Here is a 14,940-nt window from a genome sequence, read left to right as displayed (position 1 = left end):
TTTAACTGTAAGATAGCCACTTCAGCTCATTTCTGAAATACTCATTTTTGAGTAATACCCGTTTCAATAGTCTTCTATAGAATAGATCAACAAAAAAAGTTTAATGTTTTAGCCCACTCATTCCAACAGATTTCAACCCAAAACGATTTCGCTAAAATTCATATTCTATTTGAACCAAAAGTTATTAATCCGCAGTTTTACATCTTTTAAATGATACTCCATTTCAATAGTGAAAAACTATATAACAGGTCCATACTCTTATACTTTGAGGTTTTTTGGTAAATATTTGACCTTAAGGTTTACATTATTTAAAATGACCTCGACACATAAATGTATTTTTAAGTTCAATTGACCATGGCCTCAATTAAATAGCGTACTAACTCTAGCGGAGAATATTTAGTCAGTAACAGAAATGAAAATGGAAGTAAAATCAATATGCAGTTGGTAAGAAACATGCGAAAATGTATGGGCAATATCTTACTTCCTTGCACAGACTGGTAGCTTCCATTGATATCAGCCAGAGATGAGTTGTCCAGTCTATCGGATTTCATATAAATATAGTTTCCAGCAGTCGTCCTCAAATTTCCTATGATATTTGACCTGTGTTTTGCTGCATGAAAAATTTTCAACTTGAACGGCTGAGATGATGAACCTCCCCCCCATACTATTGAATTGCGCACAATCAATGTCTAATAGTTTGATGGGTCTTGATTTTTCCTTTGTTGTAAGAAAACTTTTACCAAGCTCATCATCAAACAGATAGCATCTTGAACCCCACTTATCAAAATAAAGCCCTATATCAATATTTGCGGAAAGTTCATTGGCTATAATCTTTCGAAACTCCTTTTTATAGGCTAGTGGATAGTTGGTGAGGTAGCCGTCTATAGTATGGAATCCATTGTATTGAGCAACTGATGGATGCAATCCCAAACTTGCGACCTTGTAGCTCCTTTGATTTTCGTTGATGTACGTTTTAATCTGTGTAAACAGATCTTCAGCGAAAAATTCCCTGTAGGATAATTTATCCTTTTCACCAACAACTTCGTTTCCAGGGATCAAAGCTAGTACCGTTGGGTTTGACAGGCTTAGAACAACAAGCGAGAGGATCAAATAGACCTTTAAGGCTCTTAGATGTTTTTGCTGATTCATCACGTAATCAATGCAAATAGCCCCTGTGAGTGCTGTCCAAAATGGAAGTATAGTATAGAGTCTGGTGAAACCATATATATTCAAAAGACTGTTTTGGTACCATTCTACCATGAAAGGTATTTGAGGAACGACAACCACACAAAGTGTGATTAGCATAGTCACTATCAGAAATTTCAACTCCCACTTAAAAAGGAATACTTTTTTTTCATAGGCCAACTTAGAAGCATACATTACCACTGGCAAAAAGAATATTAAGAACGACCTGGCGGTATAATGTCCAAATAAAGCTGTTTTTAAAAGTTCTACCAATCCTGATGAATAGTGTTTCACACCTCTTTCTGCCCTAGCAGAAACAAATGATTGATCGAAAAACAGACTATCAATGAGTCTGTATTCCATAACAAGAGCTAATAAAACCATGGAGAAAATGGTCATGACTACTTGCCAATTAATCGATCTGATTTTAATGAATCGTGTAGCGTAAAATAAGGATACTAGCATCAGATAAAAGAAACTCACAGAATAAAAATTGGAGTACAACACGTAGATGATCAAAACGAGTATATTTTTGAGCGTTATACCTTTCTGTTCTATTTGTAACAAAGCAAGTAGTACCCATGGCTGGCCCGCAATGCTCAATCCCCAGAATTGTGAGAAAGGCAGAAATGCAAAAAACACTGAGCCAAATACAACGGTAGCTTTGGAAAATTTAAGTTTGGTGAGAAGAAAATACATGCCCCAAAGTGCAATAAAGTGTATTAGCAACTGGTTAATGACCATCGCAGGAAATGTATCAAACAAGTAATGAATCCAAAACAATAAAAAGAACTCATTGTATAACGATACACGCGGAGCTGACATGATTTCGGGTATTGTGGTTGATGAGTCCGCAAATACCAACCCATTGTTGGTAAGTATTCGGTACCAGATGACATGCGAATCCAGATTGTCATTTATGCCTACATGTGCATCCTGTCCTAAAATAAGCAGGGGCAGACAATAAATTAGGACAGCTAAATTGGCAATCGTAAAAGATGGTGCTAATTTCGAGATGTATCTTTTTGTTGATGAAACCATCCAGTGATTGTTTATAATAATTGTAACCAAAATTAATTCATGCCGCCAACAACAAATATGTTTAGTGCCTTTAAAAAGAAAAATGTACTTATTACAGGAATTAGTGGGTTTATTGGATCGAGTATAGCCAAAAGGTTGCTGGACCATGGTGTTCAAGTGAGCGGAACAATTAGAGCATCCAGTCAGTTGGACAAATTGAAGGAAGTGGAAAATGAAATCGATTTTCATGTTCTGGATTTAGAAAATGAAAAGGAAGTAGAAAACCTGTTTCAAAAGGTTGCTCCCGATTATATCATCCATGCCGCGCAGCCATCGGCTTATGATTTAGATAGATCGTCAGCGCTTCAACATCAGCTCAACACCACTTCCAAAATTGCTATCAACCTGTTAGAATCCGTTCGAAAACACTCACCAAAAAGAATGGTGCATTGTTGTGGCTCCGCCATTTATGGTAGGAAAAATACCAGCCCCTTTTCGGAAAACCAGGAACTCAAGGCTGATTCCGCAAGAGGATTGGTAAAACTTCAGGAAAGGAACTTGATGAGGTACTATGCGCACAAATATGATGTGCCCGTAACCTTGGCACGTATCTTTAGGGCTTACGGTCCATGGGATTCACATAAAAAGCTCATTATTAAGTCGATAAAGGCTATTAAAAATGATGCTTCAATCCCGCTTTCTTCTGCTCCTTTTATGCGTGATTTTATCTTTATTGACGATTTAGTGGAGGGAATCATGAGAATGTGTTTGTCGGACCTTCCCAATGGAACAGAATTGAATTTAGGTTCTGGCCATCAGTATAGTGCAAAAGAAATAGTCGAAGAAATTGAAAAGCTAATGGGGAAAAAAATGAATACATCAGAGGCATCGTTTCCGGCTAACTTTCTAGACAAGCTGGCATATCAGGCAGACTTGAATCATATAGCCAAGGTCCTAAATTGGAAACCAAGGACATCTGTCACCGACGGCCTACGCAAAACAATAGACTGGTATAGCCAAATACAGGACAATGCGTAGGCCTCAGATAAGTGTGGTTATCCCTGTATTCAACAATGCCGAATCTCTGGTAGAACTGAACCGGCGTCTTGCTGATCACTTCAATCACAATGGATTGTCATTTGAGGTTATCGTGGTCAATGATGCCTCTAAGGATCAATCTATGGAAGTAATTCAAAATATCTGTGAACTGGATGGTAATGTCAGGCCCATTTTTCTAACTAAAAACGTTGGACAGCACGAGGCCATTTTAAAAGGCTTGGAGATAGCACAAGGTGAGCACATAGTAGTAATGGATGCGGATTTACAAGATCAGCCAGAATTAATCGCCGATATGCACCAGCTGGTAAACGGGGACGATGAAGCCGTGTTTATTATACGCAAAGGTATATATCAGTCAAAGGCAAGAATGTTTACCTCGTTTATAATGAAATCTATAGTCCGAGTATTTACTGGGTTACATCACAAGGCTGGAAGCTATTTTTTAATACCAAGAGCTTTGTTGGCTACTATCATAGAGTTGGGACAGAGTTGCCGGTATGCATACATGTCAATTGCAGCCGGCAGTTGTGCCACGCACTTGAAATACATTAAGGCTCATCGTGAAAAATCGATTTCTCAGTCTGGTTACACTTTTACTAAAAGGATTACTGCGGCCCATAAGGCCATTTATTGTGCCATCTATTGTAGAATAGAACTAAGTAGAAAATCAAGCAAATAGCTCATTTGCTGTCAATATGCACTCTTTTAATTCTGGACCGTAGTCTAATTGGACTTCATTATTGGAAAATTCTTGTTGTAATGCCCTAATGATTTCACCTTGCGTATAGTCATTAAGATCACCGTAAAAAGATCTCCTTAGAAAACCGAATGTACAACGCAAACGTTTCATTTCATTGATCAACATCTGACACGGAACTGGATAACCAGATGATGGGTGGGTAAGTCCGGCTACACCAAATTGACATTTTATATGGGATCTTACGGCTTCTACAGTTCCATCAATCAGAGGTAAGAAGAGATTTTTCTGCTTACGTGCAATAGACAAGTCGTTCAATCCAACAAAAACACGAGAAATCGGATATTCTCCCAATGTTGACGCCAAATTCACTGCCTCGTTGGTCTCAATCATGATAGACAAATCAATCTCATCCGGAACAACATCTAACAAAAAGTCCATCTGTTTTAGGTTGGTAATCATAGGGACCAAAATTTCATTGGCTCCAGATTCTACAACATCCAAGATTTCTTTTTCACTCAGGTATTTACCACCATTGATGCGACAAATGATGTGGGATGATGAGCTAGCCCGTAATTCTTGTAAATCGGACAAATGATGTTTACTGATTTGAGTATTGTACAGTGATTGGCGACCTTTCTTGCCCTTTGTTTCCAAGTCAACTACTACACCAGTTAAGCCGGCCTCTATACCAGTTAAAGTCTTTTCCAGATTGGAATAAAATGAAAATAGTTCGAACGGTTTACTCATCAATATTTTCAGTTTTTTTTTGCGCTACAACTAAACAACTTGATCCAAACGGGATGAGCCATCGCCATTTGACTAACCATTTTTCAGGACTTAATATAAAGCTCATGACTCGATGGATAAAAGCACGATCTTTAAAATGTTCTTTGTTTCTTTTGATCTGCTTATCTGCTTGCCGTTTCTTAAACAAAAGTCTTAAGATAACAATGGGTACAGGCAAGACAGAAAACAGGTAAGTTTTATAATTGATATTAAATCCAATGGCGTTTAACTTATTCCTAAGATCTGCTAATGTGTATCTTCTGAAATGTCCGACTTCCCTGTCAAAATCCGAAAACAAAGATTGATATGCAGGTACGGTGAGGAATAGCCTGCCACCTGGTTTCAAAATTCTATGAATTTCCTGAAGAAAGGCCTCGTCACTTTCAATATGTTCCAAAACATCAAATATACCAACCGCTTCCCAGCTATTATCTTTAAACTTTGCTTCATTCAACGAACTGCAAATCAAACATTGCAGACCTGAACTTTGAGCATTGATAATGGCTTGTTTGCCAGGTTCCAACAAGGTACACTCAATTCCCCTTTTTTGTAAGTGACTGGAAAGCCGACCATTTCCTCCCCCCACATCTAACAGTGAACTAATCTCATAGTGTGCAGTCAAAAATGAAATACTATCTTGTCTATGCTTAAACCAAAAGGATCCTTCTTCACAGTCCTTGATCAATTCATGACCATTTTCGGTATATGAAATCACATCACTTTTGGGAGCCTCCCAAATTCCGGAATCGGATAAAATGAGATCCTCTGATATGTTTTTAATATCCATTCAGACTTAAGGTTTCTTGACTTTTATGATTTGAAAAGCCGAGAAAAATTTAAATATCCTAAGTTTTTCAATCAGTTTCTCCAGCAGTTTTCCAATGCTGGTATTGACAACAAATGGAGGGAAAAATCCATATTTATAAATCTCCAAATCATTCAATTTAGCATACTCCGCAGCCTTTTTAAAGTTCTTTCGTTTCATATCAAATACCCCCTTATCTCCTTTCCAGGACATGGTAGGCGAGAAAAGAATTTGAATATAGTATAATGGATTATACGCATTGGGCTCTATGAAAACGATTTCTCCACCTGGCTTTAATATTCTACTCATAGCCTGAAAATAGGTATGCAGATGATGAAAATGATGAAGCGCAAAAAAACCAATGACCTTGTCAAATTTAAGGTTATACTCACTGGGCACTTCCAGAATATCTGAACAAATCAATTCGACATTGAATTGATTGTCATTGTGAAGGAGCAATTGTTGTAGCAAAAAGGGAGAAAGATCTAGACCGGTAAGCTTATAACCCTTTTTCAGCAATGGAAGCGTAAACTTTCCCATGCCACACCCTACGTCTATGACGTTTTGATCACGCCTGATTTGGGATACCTTAATAAACTCATCTATATGCCTATTGACATAATTAGAATTCACAGGCTTCATTGTCCGTTTTATCTTCTGACTATAGTAGTCTAATTGTGTTTGGTTGTGAATTTTTATTTTGGACTTTACGAGGTCTGTGCCCATTATTCTATTGGTTTCAATTTTTTTCGCAACATAATAAATTACTAGAATATTCCTGTACAGGAATTCGCACACATTTGCCCTTCCCACGTCAAAAATGTCAAAGGAGTGCTCGTCACTGCTGAGAAATGATGCGAATACCCTGGTTGATGAGATAACCAACTCGCAGGATTTTGGTATGCACGCTTCTGATTGACGATCTTTTAGATTCTGCTTCTAATCGCCGTGTTATGTAATTAGTCATTATATTAAATAGCCGCCTCACGACGTACGGACGGCCAAAGCTCCTTCCAGATTGAATATGGACTGACTATGCCCAATGGCATTGGGTCCGCAATGGAATTGTTAGAGTCAAAGCTTTTCCTTATTATTTAAGTATTCGAATAGTTGCGCACAACAAATTATTCATCGAAATATTATCTTGCGCAGGTTTCCAAACAATATCATTTATTATGAGGCGAAAAATTCCAGAATCAACTTTACCAAAACTCAATCGCTCACAAATGATTACGCCCGAGGGATTTGAAAAACTCAAAGAAGAGCACGATCACCTGTGGCGTGTGGAGCGACCGGATGTAACTAACAAAGTGTCTTGGGCAGCCAGTCTGGGCGATCGTTCAGAAAATGCTGATTACCACTACAACAAAAAGAGGCTTCGAGAAATTGATAGTCGGCTGCGTTATTTGCGTAAGTGCATCGATGACTTTAAAGTGATCGACTACCACTCCAGCCAAGAAGGAAAAGTGAATTTTGGTGCTTGGATAGAAGTTAAAAACGAAGCGAAAGGTTTTCAAAGACGTTTTCGTATTGTGGGTTACGAAGAGTTGAAAAGTAATAAAGATTATATTTCTATGGACTCCCCAATGGCCAAAGCACTTCTTGATAAAACCGTTGGTGATGAAGCTATCGTTAAAACCCAAATGGGTGATTTTGTATGGGAGATTCTTAATATTGAATATGAGTAGTGGCTATTAATACAATTGTCTTTTAACAATGTTAAGTTATTGAATTAGAATGACATAATCTTACTAATTAAAGTATTACATTAGTTAAATTTTACCTAATGCTACTTCAAGTTTTCTCTGAATCAAGGCTGTTTCGTTTTCTTTTTTGACTAGTTTCAGTGCCTCGTTCAAGTGTTTGATTTCAAGGTCTATATTTTCGACCATTCGGTAGAGTTCTGCCAACAAACAGCAATAATGAGCATTGTCTTGAAGCGATAGTTTTAGCGCTTCTTCAATGGCTTTTTTTGGAGATTGTGCTCTGGCCAAGGCATAGGAACGATTCATGGCAATGATCGGTGAATATTCTATGGTCAGCAGTTTGTTATAAAGCATGAGTATTTTATCCCACTTCCCTTCTTGTTCTTGTGTATGCCAAAAGGCGATGGTGGCTTCCAGGTGATACTTAGAAATCCTTTCTCCTTTGGAAGCCATTTTCAGATATTGTATCCCTTTTTGTATGAGTTCCTGATCCCATTGTGATGGGTCCTGTTCTTCATAGAGGACATCGCCGTTTCCATCGGATTGACGGGCCTTCAGTCTGGAAGCTTGAAAACACATGAGGGCAATCAAAGCCTGGACATGGTCCACCTCAAAGTGCCTTTGGTTAGATAGGAATATGCCTAATCGCATGGCTTCCCAGCATAGCTCGTTTCGAATATTTTCTTCAACCGTACTGCTGTAGTAGCCTTCATTGAATAGTAGGTAAATGACTCTCAATACATTATCGAGTCGCTTTTGATAATCTGAAGGGGTTAGTTCTTCCTCTATTGAGAGGCTCCCTTGAAGAGATTTTTTGGCTCTATACAGTTTTTTATTGACAGTTTCTTTATTGGACAGCAGGGCCTTGGCAATCTCTTCTGCACTAAACCCACATAAAATTCTAAGCGCAAGGCACAACTGGGCCTCACGATTGAGCTCAGGGTTGCAGAGCAAAAAAATCATTCTCAGCTGACTATCCTCAATGAGCTTTTCGGTAATCTCAATTGACTCGATGGGTTCCGATACAGTAGCTATGGCTTGGCTGATTTTATCTTTATAGTTCTTCTGACGTCGATAGTCTTCGAAATAGAGGTTTTGAGCCACCTTTCTCAACCATGCCTGTGGATACTGAGGAATGCCCTTGTGAGACCAGGATTTCATGGCCTTTACAAAGGTCTCTGAAACGATGTCTTCCGCTAACTGAAGATCTTTAATGCCATAATAATTGCTGAGTACAGCAATCAAATTACTGTACTCAGTTTTAAAGATCTCAGATAGTTTCAGTTGATCAATCATTAGGAATATCGCCAGTTGGCATCACCTCTCTGACTTCAACTTTTCCTCCATTTTCAAATGCTGGGCATCCTTTGGTCAGCGCAACGGCTTCTTCCAGATTATTGGCCGTAACAATCGTGAAGCCTCCGATGATCTCTTTCATTTCTGTGAATGGGCCATCTGTGATAGATCCATCGGCATGCACGGTCTTGCCTTCGAAGTTTAATGCTTCGCCGGCATTTTTCAGTTTTCCTTGCGCTCCGATCCCTCCGATCCAATCCATCCACAATTTGATTTCAGCCTCAATTTCTTCTGGTGTAGGCTCAAAATTTGGATTGGGTTCGCTACGGAAAAGCATCATAAAGTCTTTCATGTCTTTTTGTTTTTAAGTTATTAAAAATGATTTCAATTCTTTAATGATTGAAGTCAATAAAATAGGACATACATTGAAAGTTTTTTTAAAAAAATAGCTTTAATAAGCTTATTCAATACTTGAAACATACACTACCAGCGCTTCGACTTGGTCGTTATTGAGTACTTCTCCAAAGTTTGGCATAGTAATGTCTGGAAAGCCGTCAACAATCACCGCATTTGGATCTACTATGGATTCACGGATATATTCCCTGGCAACACGTTTGGAGATTCCTGACAAGTTAGGGCCAAAATTTTCAATTTCTGGGCTTATCGAATGGCAGTTTATGCAACCCCTCGTTTCAAACAGAATTTTGCCATAAGTCAGAGGGTTTTCATGATCCGCCTGTGATACTGATTCCTTTATTTCGGCGACAACAGTGTATTCAAATATAGAATTTAAACTCCCAAATAGGATAAGCAATAAAATAGGAATGATGATCATATACGCACGTATTTTCTTTTTATTCTTTTGCATAGTGATGTTTGTTTTGAACCTAACCTAGGTCTTACATCCTTGACCAAACTTCTGATTTGCGAATCAGAAGTTCTGATTTTCGAATTTTCTACTACTTTACAATTCATTCAAAAAAGTCCTTGCACCCATATGGTCAAGTTGAAAGAATATGATTATTGATATGATACCTTTGATGATTGGAGGAGGAGCTATTGTTCATTGTCTCTTTCTTATTGCCGCCTTGCTGAGATTGAGCGGCAAGCTCGCCAATAAACTATTGGTTGTAACATTGTTTTTACTAGCGATTCGAATGGGTGCTTGCTTGGTCGGTTTAAGTAACCAGAAACTCGAATCAGCGGGACTTTATTTTGGTGCCGTTGCCTTCTCGTTGATTGGTCCTTGCACCTATTGGTATCTTCATAGTTTATTGAAACCGACTTTTCGTTTGCACACCCGACATGCCTATCACCTGATTCCTGGCCTACTCATCTTTATGGCTCTTCCTTTTGTGACGGTAGAAGTGGTCTTTGGATTGTATCAATTGTCCATGTTGTTCATGCTCATCTATGTGGTCATAGGAATATTGAAATTCAATAAATCACGCATCACCAATCGCCTCGATAACCTGAGATGGAAATGGACCATGTATTTCAATGCCGGCATTGGCTTGCTGATGCTGCTCTTTCTGGCACAATCGTTCTATTTTGATTCAGTCGTTTACAAGAGTATAATTGTGGCCTCTGCCTTTGTATTGTATACCATCACCCTAGTTGCACTTCGATACGTCAAATTGTTTATGTATGAACCTGCTAGAAAAAACAAGCAACAACAAATCGGAGAGCTTGGTGAGAGAATTGAAAATCTAATGTCCCAAGAAGATATATTTGCCAACCCGTTGATGAGTGTTAGTTTGTTGGGCAAACAATTGAAGGTACCAGCCTACCAGGTGTCTCTGGCCATCAATTCATACAGCAAAAAAAGCTTCCCAGAGCTAATCAACACCTATCGCATACGAAAAGCAGAGCAAATGTTGGTCGACCCTCACAAAAGTCATTTCACCGTAGAAGCCATCGCCTATGCTTGTGGATTCAGTGCGCTTTCTGCGTTTTATACGGCGTTTAAGAGAACTAATAGAAAAACTCCAAACAAGTATCGGAACAATGCATTAAAATCAATTGCGAATCATGCTACGGTCAAGGTCAACTAACAATTTCTTCATATCTTTTTAAGTACATGCTTCCAGAAAGATTGTTATAGAACCAGAGGTTTTATTAATTAGCCGCGCGAGATTTCGCCCTAATCCTACCAGGCATTTAATACCCAGTTTTTCAGCTGCTTGCCAACGCTTTTGTTCTAAACCTCAGTCTTTGATGAGTACTAATTAGAGAGCTACGATAAGTAATTTTTTTACTTTTATGGCCACTATCGATTGTTTGATCTAGTTAGAATCTTTTCTTTAACCTCTCTCTAGGAATTGCTAGAAAGTACAATAAAAGCTAATAAGTTATTGGTCATATGAAGGGCAATACTGGGAGCTACACTTCCGGATTTTCTGACAAGAATACCGGTAACTAGGCCAAATGTGAAATAGAAAAAAAACAGATCCAAATTGCCATGAACTAAAGCGAATATAATTGACTGAATGATATTTGCACCAATAAACTTAATGCGCTTCTCCATGGCAGTTAAGGCAATTCCTCTAAAAATATATTCTTCGTAAAAAGGTATTAAAATGACTATAAAAAGGAAAGTCAAAGCGGGGTGATAAAATGAATTAATTGATGAGAAATAATCTTGAACCGAACCAATTATTGAGGCATTTGGCTGTGGCATTAGCCCAATTTTCACCAAGGTAAAATATGTGGAACGTATTGCAAAAGCAAGACCAATTCCTATGGCTATCCCCTTTCCTGTCGACCATCTATCGGCATTAATAAACCGATAATCTTGCTTTTTAAGAAATATCAAAAGGACAGTCAGCATGCCAACAAAATAAAACAGACCATAATTTGCATTATCCAAACTAATGTTGGCTGTTTCATCTACGAAATAATCATTAAATATCGAAGAAAGAAGACCTTGATAATTGAACGTAATTGTCGCAAAAAAATCTATCAACAAAGCCAAGGAAGAAATAATCCAAAAATCTTTGAGTCCCCAACGCACTTCTTTTAATGAAGTCTTAACGTCTTTTATTTTGAAATGGTAGGATATATAATGTATCGGCAAAATCCACAAATATGGCAAAGTAACTAGGATGATAACTGATATAACCAAAATCAATAGTTTAACTAAATCATAGACTTGCCATGAGCTAAAGGGTGCTATGGTTAGCATCATCAATCTGTATTTACCAAAAACATCATTTAAAAAACTAGCAGAATTGATTTGATTATAGGTAGTTATTGTCGTATCTGCCGGGCTATATTTAAAATCATATGCGAATAATTGATGAAGAGCAGAGGTAGAATCATAAGCTTCACTTAAGTCTTTGAGCAAATACTCTCTGGCCTCCATGTATTTTCCGTTATCGATTAGCGCCTGGGCGATAAGCCCATTATTCATCCATAAACTTGTATCCCGCTGTGCATAACCAAAAGCCTCAAGTGCTTTTTCGGGTTCTCCTAGTTTTAACAATAAGTCACCTTTATTTCTGGAATCCCAGGAATCATCCATTGAATCTAAACTGCTTAGCAATTGCTTCTTGGCTTCTTCATATTTATTTAATGCCATATACTGTTCCGCAAGTATGGTACTTAAATCCAATGAATCGTTTAGTGCCTCTGCAATTTTGGCATTATCTATCGTCTTTTTTCTTTCCTCCTGATAGCTATATTGCCGTGCCAATTCTTCATAAAATTTAGCGAGTTTATAATCAGGCCAACTACCTCGGTTTTTAATATTTTCATGAATTACTTCCTTGCAAAATTCTATCGAGGACTCTCCATAAGTATTTTCTAACTTGAACAATAGTACTGCCTGATTATCTGGAAAATCTTTCAACAGATCATTCAAGCATATTTCAAATTCCTCATAATTTGGGTTATAATCATCATAGTAATCATAATAAGCCTTATTAATGACAATGCATTTTTCAATTCGCGTATTACAATCATCTGGATTAGCAGATAAATAGGTATCAAATTCTCTTATTATATCAGCATATAACGAGTCTTTTGAGTTTTTTAAAATGTCAAGATATACTTCTGAACTACTAGGTTTTTTGATGAAGTCTTGACTATAAAGATTGTAGGTCGTCGAAAAAATCAACAGACCCAATATTAATAATCGTGAATGCATACTTTGATTTAGAGAAGGGTTCTTAATGCAATGTGAAATAAGCAAAAAAAAACTTCTTAAAGAAATCCATTTATTCTTTGAGATGCTTTGCATGAGTATGCACTATGTATTTTTTTGAGCCAGTGCATGCTTAATCAATAAAGTCGCTACGTTTTTACTTTTTTATCGATAGCCAATACTATGATAGAATGTTTGCAAAAATCTAGTGATTACTCTCTGGTCAACATACTAGACATAAGACTATATTTTTCTTTTGCTTTTCACTACAATCTCTGATCCTTCAGCCAGCATCACACTACTTGGTAATCGCTTGGATAGCATTTTAAAATCATTTCCATAAACCGTCTCAAAGTCAACATCTATTCCATGATCTAATACTTCGTATGCCAGCCATCTAGGATGCACTACTTCGTACTCAAATGTACATTTTTCAGTTACTTTAGTATAGCCCCAATAATGCTCAGTTATAAATTCAGTCACTGAATTTTCAGGGATTTCTACCGGATGGCTTGAAGCATTGACTCTAAGCCTATGCTGATGCAGACCCGCTTTCCATGTATATTCCACACGTAATTGATCCGATTGCTGCTCCAAAATGTGTGACATTTTCATTGTTTGATAATGCTCCTTGTAGATATGATTAGCTACAAAGGTTAGCGCTGGTTTTGGAACGATTTCCTTTATAAAAACTACACCCCTTTTCCATTCTCCCTTATCACAATAGCGCACATAAAATCTAAGATTGACTTCTTCAAAGTGCCTATGAAATGGAATTGGGATTCCTAACAACCGCGTGTTTTTAAACATAAAGCCTACTAGGCTCACGAAACATTTACCCTCCCAAATATCAAGCTCTGTATTATTAGGTAGGTACTTCTTTAGTAGCGAAGGTTCTACCTCATAGTTAGCTATTGCTAGTTTACGCCATTCAGCTTTCAAAAAATTCATGCTATTAAGGTTTTTTCTGTACTAAATCGATTAAGGCATTCTCAAGATTACCGTAGTGAAACCTATATCCACTCTCAATCAACTTTTTAGGAACAACTCTACGGCTTTTCAATATTAATTCAGTCTCAGTTCGAATGATCAACGCACCCATTTCCAGCATCCATTTAGGCATAGGTATTCCAAACGGAACTTTCAAGGCCTTTCTTAAGCTACTCATGAATTGGGTGTTTCTTACCGGGTTTGGTGAAGAAACATTGCAAACTCCTGATAACTCTTTGTTATCCAATACAAAGTTTACCGCATTGATGAAATCTACTTCATGAATCCAACTAAAATATTGATTACCACTCCCCTGTCTTCCACCAAATCCAATTTTAGTTAAGCTTTTCAATGGCTGGAGTGCTCCGCCATTCTTGCCTATTACGATCGCTATTCTCAACGCAACCTTCCGTGTGCCTGGTGAAGTACAATCAAAGAAAGCATTCTCCCATTTCTTACAGACGTCTACAGAAAATCCCGTTCCAATCTCTCCTGTTTCCTCACCCATATCACGATCTTCAGCATGTCTATAGATCGTAGCAGAAGATGAATTTATCCAGACTTTCGGAGGAGTTTTACATAATCCAACTGCTTTCCCAAGCACTTGAGTTGAATTCAACCTAGTATCATATATGAGCTTTTTATTGCTCTCTGTGTATCTACAATCGACGGACTTTCCACAAAGGTTGATCAGTGCATCCGCTCCTTCTAGTTCATTTTTCCATTCCGACAGTGTCTCTCCATCCCATGGCACATATGTGATATTAAGTTTTGACGTATATGCTTGTCTACTCAAAATAACCACTTGATAGTCTTTATCAACGAAATGGTCACGAAGCAATTTTCCTAAAAAACCCGTGCCTCCTGCTAAAACAACCTTTTTCATAAGCGATAGTGTCTAGCACGTTCTAATTCATCTATTGCGACTAAAAACAAAATGACAAATCCCCAAGGAAGACCGAATAAGGCAAAAGACCACAGGCCGTCCACCAAATCCACATCTAAGCAGCCCAAACTAATTATCATAATCAGATAACCTATTGAGCCAAAAAAATGAATTTGAAGGAGCTGCGACTTTTTGGAAAGCCTATTTCTGAGCATGATACTCATACCCATTTGATAAATGCCGAGAAAGAATTCAATCATCCCCACATAAACAAAAAGATCCCGTTGTGATGGTATCTGAACAGCTAGACTAAGTGCAATCAGAACCATGATGCATTGAATATAAAAATGCAAATTCTTCATG

The 14,940-nt window shown here is 37.8% G+C and carries 16 protein-coding genes; 4 read left to right on the top strand and 12 right to left on the bottom strand.

Annotation, left to right across the window (positions count from 1 at the left end; all coding sequences use genetic code 11):
* Positions 1–344: 344 nt before the first annotated feature.
* Both ACO6S2_RS12440 and ACO6S2_RS12435 read right to left on the bottom strand, forming a co-directional pair.
* On the bottom strand, positions 345–551 hold the full coding sequence (locus ACO6S2_RS12440; protein ID WP_422358880.1) for a hypothetical protein: 207 nt from the start codon (positions 549–551) through the stop codon (positions 345–347).
* Positions 538–2,226 (bottom strand): DUF6044 family protein, encoded by a 1,689-nt coding sequence (locus ACO6S2_RS12435; RefSeq protein WP_422358879.1) that lies wholly within the window; start codon positions 2,224–2,226, stop codon positions 538–540. Before ACO6S2_RS12435 ends, ACO6S2_RS12440 begins: the two co-directional genes overlap by 14 nt.
* A 39-nt stretch (positions 2,227–2,265) precedes the next feature.
* Here ACO6S2_RS12435 and ACO6S2_RS12430 point away from each other — a divergent pair, with 39 nt between their 5' ends.
* Both ACO6S2_RS12430 and ACO6S2_RS12425 read left to right on the top strand, forming a co-directional pair.
* Positions 2,266–3,243 carry an NAD-dependent epimerase/dehydratase family protein gene (locus ACO6S2_RS12430; RefSeq protein WP_422358878.1) on the top strand — a complete coding sequence of 326 codons (978 nt, stop codon included), beginning with the start codon at positions 2,266–2,268 and terminating at the stop codon, positions 3,241–3,243.
* Positions 3,236–3,943, top strand: coding sequence for a glycosyltransferase (locus ACO6S2_RS12425; RefSeq protein WP_422358877.1), 708 nt, complete (start codon positions 3,236–3,238; stop codon positions 3,941–3,943). The genes ACO6S2_RS12430 and ACO6S2_RS12425 overlap by 8 nt, the downstream gene beginning before the upstream one ends.
* Here ACO6S2_RS12425 and ACO6S2_RS12420 read toward each other — a convergent pair.
* The 3 genes from ACO6S2_RS12420 to ACO6S2_RS12410 are packed head-to-tail and all read right to left on the bottom strand — an operon-like array spanning position 3,932 to position 6,281.
* Positions 3,932–4,711, bottom strand: coding sequence for a hypothetical protein (locus tag ACO6S2_RS12420; RefSeq protein WP_422358876.1), 780 nt, complete (start codon positions 4,709–4,711; stop codon positions 3,932–3,934). The genes ACO6S2_RS12425 and ACO6S2_RS12420 overlap by 12 nt on opposite strands.
* Positions 4,704–5,537: a class I SAM-dependent methyltransferase gene (locus ACO6S2_RS12415; protein WP_422358875.1), complete on the bottom strand. Its 834-nt coding sequence runs from the start codon at positions 5,535–5,537 to the stop codon at positions 4,704–4,706. The genes ACO6S2_RS12420 and ACO6S2_RS12415 overlap by 8 nt, the downstream gene beginning before the upstream one ends.
* Positions 5,538–5,543: 6 nt before the next feature.
* A complete protein-coding gene (locus ACO6S2_RS12410; protein ID WP_422358874.1) occupies positions 5,544–6,281 on the bottom strand; it encodes a class I SAM-dependent methyltransferase in 738 nt (245 codons plus the stop codon).
* Between the two features lie 449 nt (positions 6,282–6,730).
* Here ACO6S2_RS12410 and greB point away from each other — a divergent pair, with 449 nt between their 5' ends.
* A complete protein-coding gene (gene greB / locus ACO6S2_RS12405; RefSeq protein WP_422358873.1) occupies positions 6,731–7,243 on the top strand; it encodes a transcription elongation factor GreB in 513 nt (170 codons plus the stop codon).
* 84 nt (positions 7,244–7,327) lie between these two features.
* Here the strand turns inward: greB and ACO6S2_RS12400 are convergent, their stop codons facing one another.
* From ACO6S2_RS12400 to ACO6S2_RS12390, 3 genes are all read right to left on the bottom strand, one after another.
* The gene (locus tag ACO6S2_RS12400) at positions 7,328–8,557 is read right to left on the bottom strand and encodes an RNA polymerase sigma factor (RefSeq protein WP_422358872.1); all 1,230 of its coding nucleotides are present in this window, start codon (positions 8,555–8,557) and stop codon (positions 7,328–7,330) included.
* Positions 8,550–8,909, bottom strand: a complete 360-nt coding sequence (locus ACO6S2_RS12395) for a YciI family protein (RefSeq protein ID WP_422358871.1) — start codon at positions 8,907–8,909, stop codon at positions 8,550–8,552. The genes ACO6S2_RS12400 and ACO6S2_RS12395 overlap by 8 nt, the downstream gene beginning before the upstream one ends.
* A 108-nt stretch (positions 8,910–9,017) precedes the next feature.
* On the bottom strand, positions 9,018–9,425 hold the full coding sequence (locus tag ACO6S2_RS12390; RefSeq protein WP_422358870.1) for a c-type cytochrome: 408 nt from the start codon (positions 9,423–9,425) through the stop codon (positions 9,018–9,020).
* Between the two features lie 148 nt (positions 9,426–9,573).
* Here ACO6S2_RS12390 and ACO6S2_RS12385 point away from each other — a divergent pair, with 148 nt between their 5' ends.
* Positions 9,574–10,611: a helix-turn-helix domain-containing protein gene (locus ACO6S2_RS12385; RefSeq protein WP_422358869.1), complete on the top strand. Its 1,038-nt coding sequence runs from the start codon at positions 9,574–9,576 to the stop codon at positions 10,609–10,611.
* A gap of 260 nt (positions 10,612–10,871) precedes the next feature.
* On the opposite strand, the gene ACO6S2_RS12380 is transcribed toward ACO6S2_RS12385, so the two are convergent.
* The 4 genes from ACO6S2_RS12380 to ACO6S2_RS12365 form a co-directional block, all read right to left on the bottom strand.
* Positions 10,872–12,704: a type II CAAX prenyl endopeptidase Rce1 family protein gene (locus tag ACO6S2_RS12380; RefSeq protein ID WP_422358868.1), complete on the bottom strand. Its 1,833-nt coding sequence runs from the start codon at positions 12,702–12,704 to the stop codon at positions 10,872–10,874.
* A 240-nt stretch (positions 12,705–12,944) separates the two neighbouring features.
* Positions 12,945–13,652 carry a YqjF family protein gene (locus ACO6S2_RS12375; protein ID WP_422358867.1) on the bottom strand — a complete coding sequence of 236 codons (708 nt, stop codon included), beginning with the start codon at positions 13,650–13,652 and terminating at the stop codon, positions 12,945–12,947.
* Positions 13,653–13,656: 4 nt separating this feature from the next.
* Positions 13,657–14,577 (bottom strand): TIGR01777 family oxidoreductase, encoded by a 921-nt coding sequence (locus ACO6S2_RS12370; protein ID WP_422358866.1) that lies wholly within the window; start codon positions 14,575–14,577, stop codon positions 13,657–13,659.
* Positions 14,574–14,939 (bottom strand): hypothetical protein, encoded by a 366-nt coding sequence (locus tag ACO6S2_RS12365; protein WP_422358865.1) that lies wholly within the window; start codon positions 14,937–14,939, stop codon positions 14,574–14,576. Before ACO6S2_RS12365 ends, ACO6S2_RS12370 begins: the two co-directional genes overlap by 4 nt.
* Between the last annotated feature and the right edge of the window lies 1 nt (position 14,940).

It is taken from the genome of Reichenbachiella sp., from assembly GCF_965233835.1.
Classification (GTDB): domain Bacteria; phylum Bacteroidota; class Bacteroidia; order Cytophagales; family Cyclobacteriaceae; genus Reichenbachiella.
The sequence above is the reverse complement of the archived record's forward strand: the minus strand, read 5'-3'. Positions and strand labels throughout refer to the sequence as shown.

Excerpts from the sequence above, each read along its gene's own strand:
- ACO6S2_RS12440 (WP_422358880.1), bottom strand. The coding sequence starts at position 551 with ATGAAATCCGATAGACTGGACAACTCATCTCTGGCTGATATCAATGGA.
- ACO6S2_RS12435 (WP_422358879.1), bottom strand. The coding sequence starts at position 2,226 with ATGGTTTCATCAACAAAAAGATACATCTCGAAATTAGCACCATCTTTT.
- ACO6S2_RS12430 (WP_422358878.1), top strand. The coding sequence starts at position 2,266 with ATGCCGCCAACAACAAATATGTTTAGTGCCTTTAAAAAGAAAAATGTA.
- ACO6S2_RS12425 (WP_422358877.1), top strand. The coding sequence starts at position 3,236 with ATGCGTAGGCCTCAGATAAGTGTGGTTATCCCTGTATTCAACAATGCC.
- ACO6S2_RS12420 (WP_422358876.1), bottom strand. The coding sequence starts at position 4,711 with ATGAGTAAACCGTTCGAACTATTTTCATTTTATTCCAATCTGGAAAAG.
- ACO6S2_RS12415 (WP_422358875.1), bottom strand. The coding sequence starts at position 5,537 with ATGGATATTAAAAACATATCAGAGGATCTCATTTTATCCGATTCCGGA.
- ACO6S2_RS12410 (WP_422358874.1), bottom strand. The coding sequence starts at position 6,281 with ATGGGCACAGACCTCGTAAAGTCCAAAATAAAAATTCACAACCAAACA.
- greB (WP_422358873.1), top strand. The coding sequence starts at position 6,731 with ATGAGGCGAAAAATTCCAGAATCAACTTTACCAAAACTCAATCGCTCA.
- ACO6S2_RS12400 (WP_422358872.1), bottom strand. The coding sequence starts at position 8,557 with ATGATTGATCAACTGAAACTATCTGAGATCTTTAAAACTGAGTACAGT.
- ACO6S2_RS12395 (WP_422358871.1), bottom strand. The coding sequence starts at position 8,909 with ATGAAAGACTTTATGATGCTTTTCCGTAGCGAACCCAATCCAAATTTT.
- ACO6S2_RS12390 (WP_422358870.1), bottom strand. The coding sequence starts at position 9,425 with ATGCAAAAGAATAAAAAGAAAATACGTGCGTATATGATCATCATTCCT.
- ACO6S2_RS12385 (WP_422358869.1), top strand. The coding sequence starts at position 9,574 with ATGATTATTGATATGATACCTTTGATGATTGGAGGAGGAGCTATTGTT.
- ACO6S2_RS12380 (WP_422358868.1), bottom strand. The coding sequence starts at position 12,704 with ATGCATTCACGATTATTAATATTGGGTCTGTTGATTTTTTCGACGACC.
- ACO6S2_RS12375 (WP_422358867.1), bottom strand. The coding sequence starts at position 13,652 with ATGAATTTTTTGAAAGCTGAATGGCGTAAACTAGCAATAGCTAACTAT.
- ACO6S2_RS12370 (WP_422358866.1), bottom strand. The coding sequence starts at position 14,577 with ATGAAAAAGGTTGTTTTAGCAGGAGGCACGGGTTTTTTAGGAAAATTG.
- ACO6S2_RS12365 (WP_422358865.1), bottom strand. The coding sequence starts at position 14,939 with ATGAAGAATTTGCATTTTTATATTCAATGCATCATGGTTCTGATTGCA.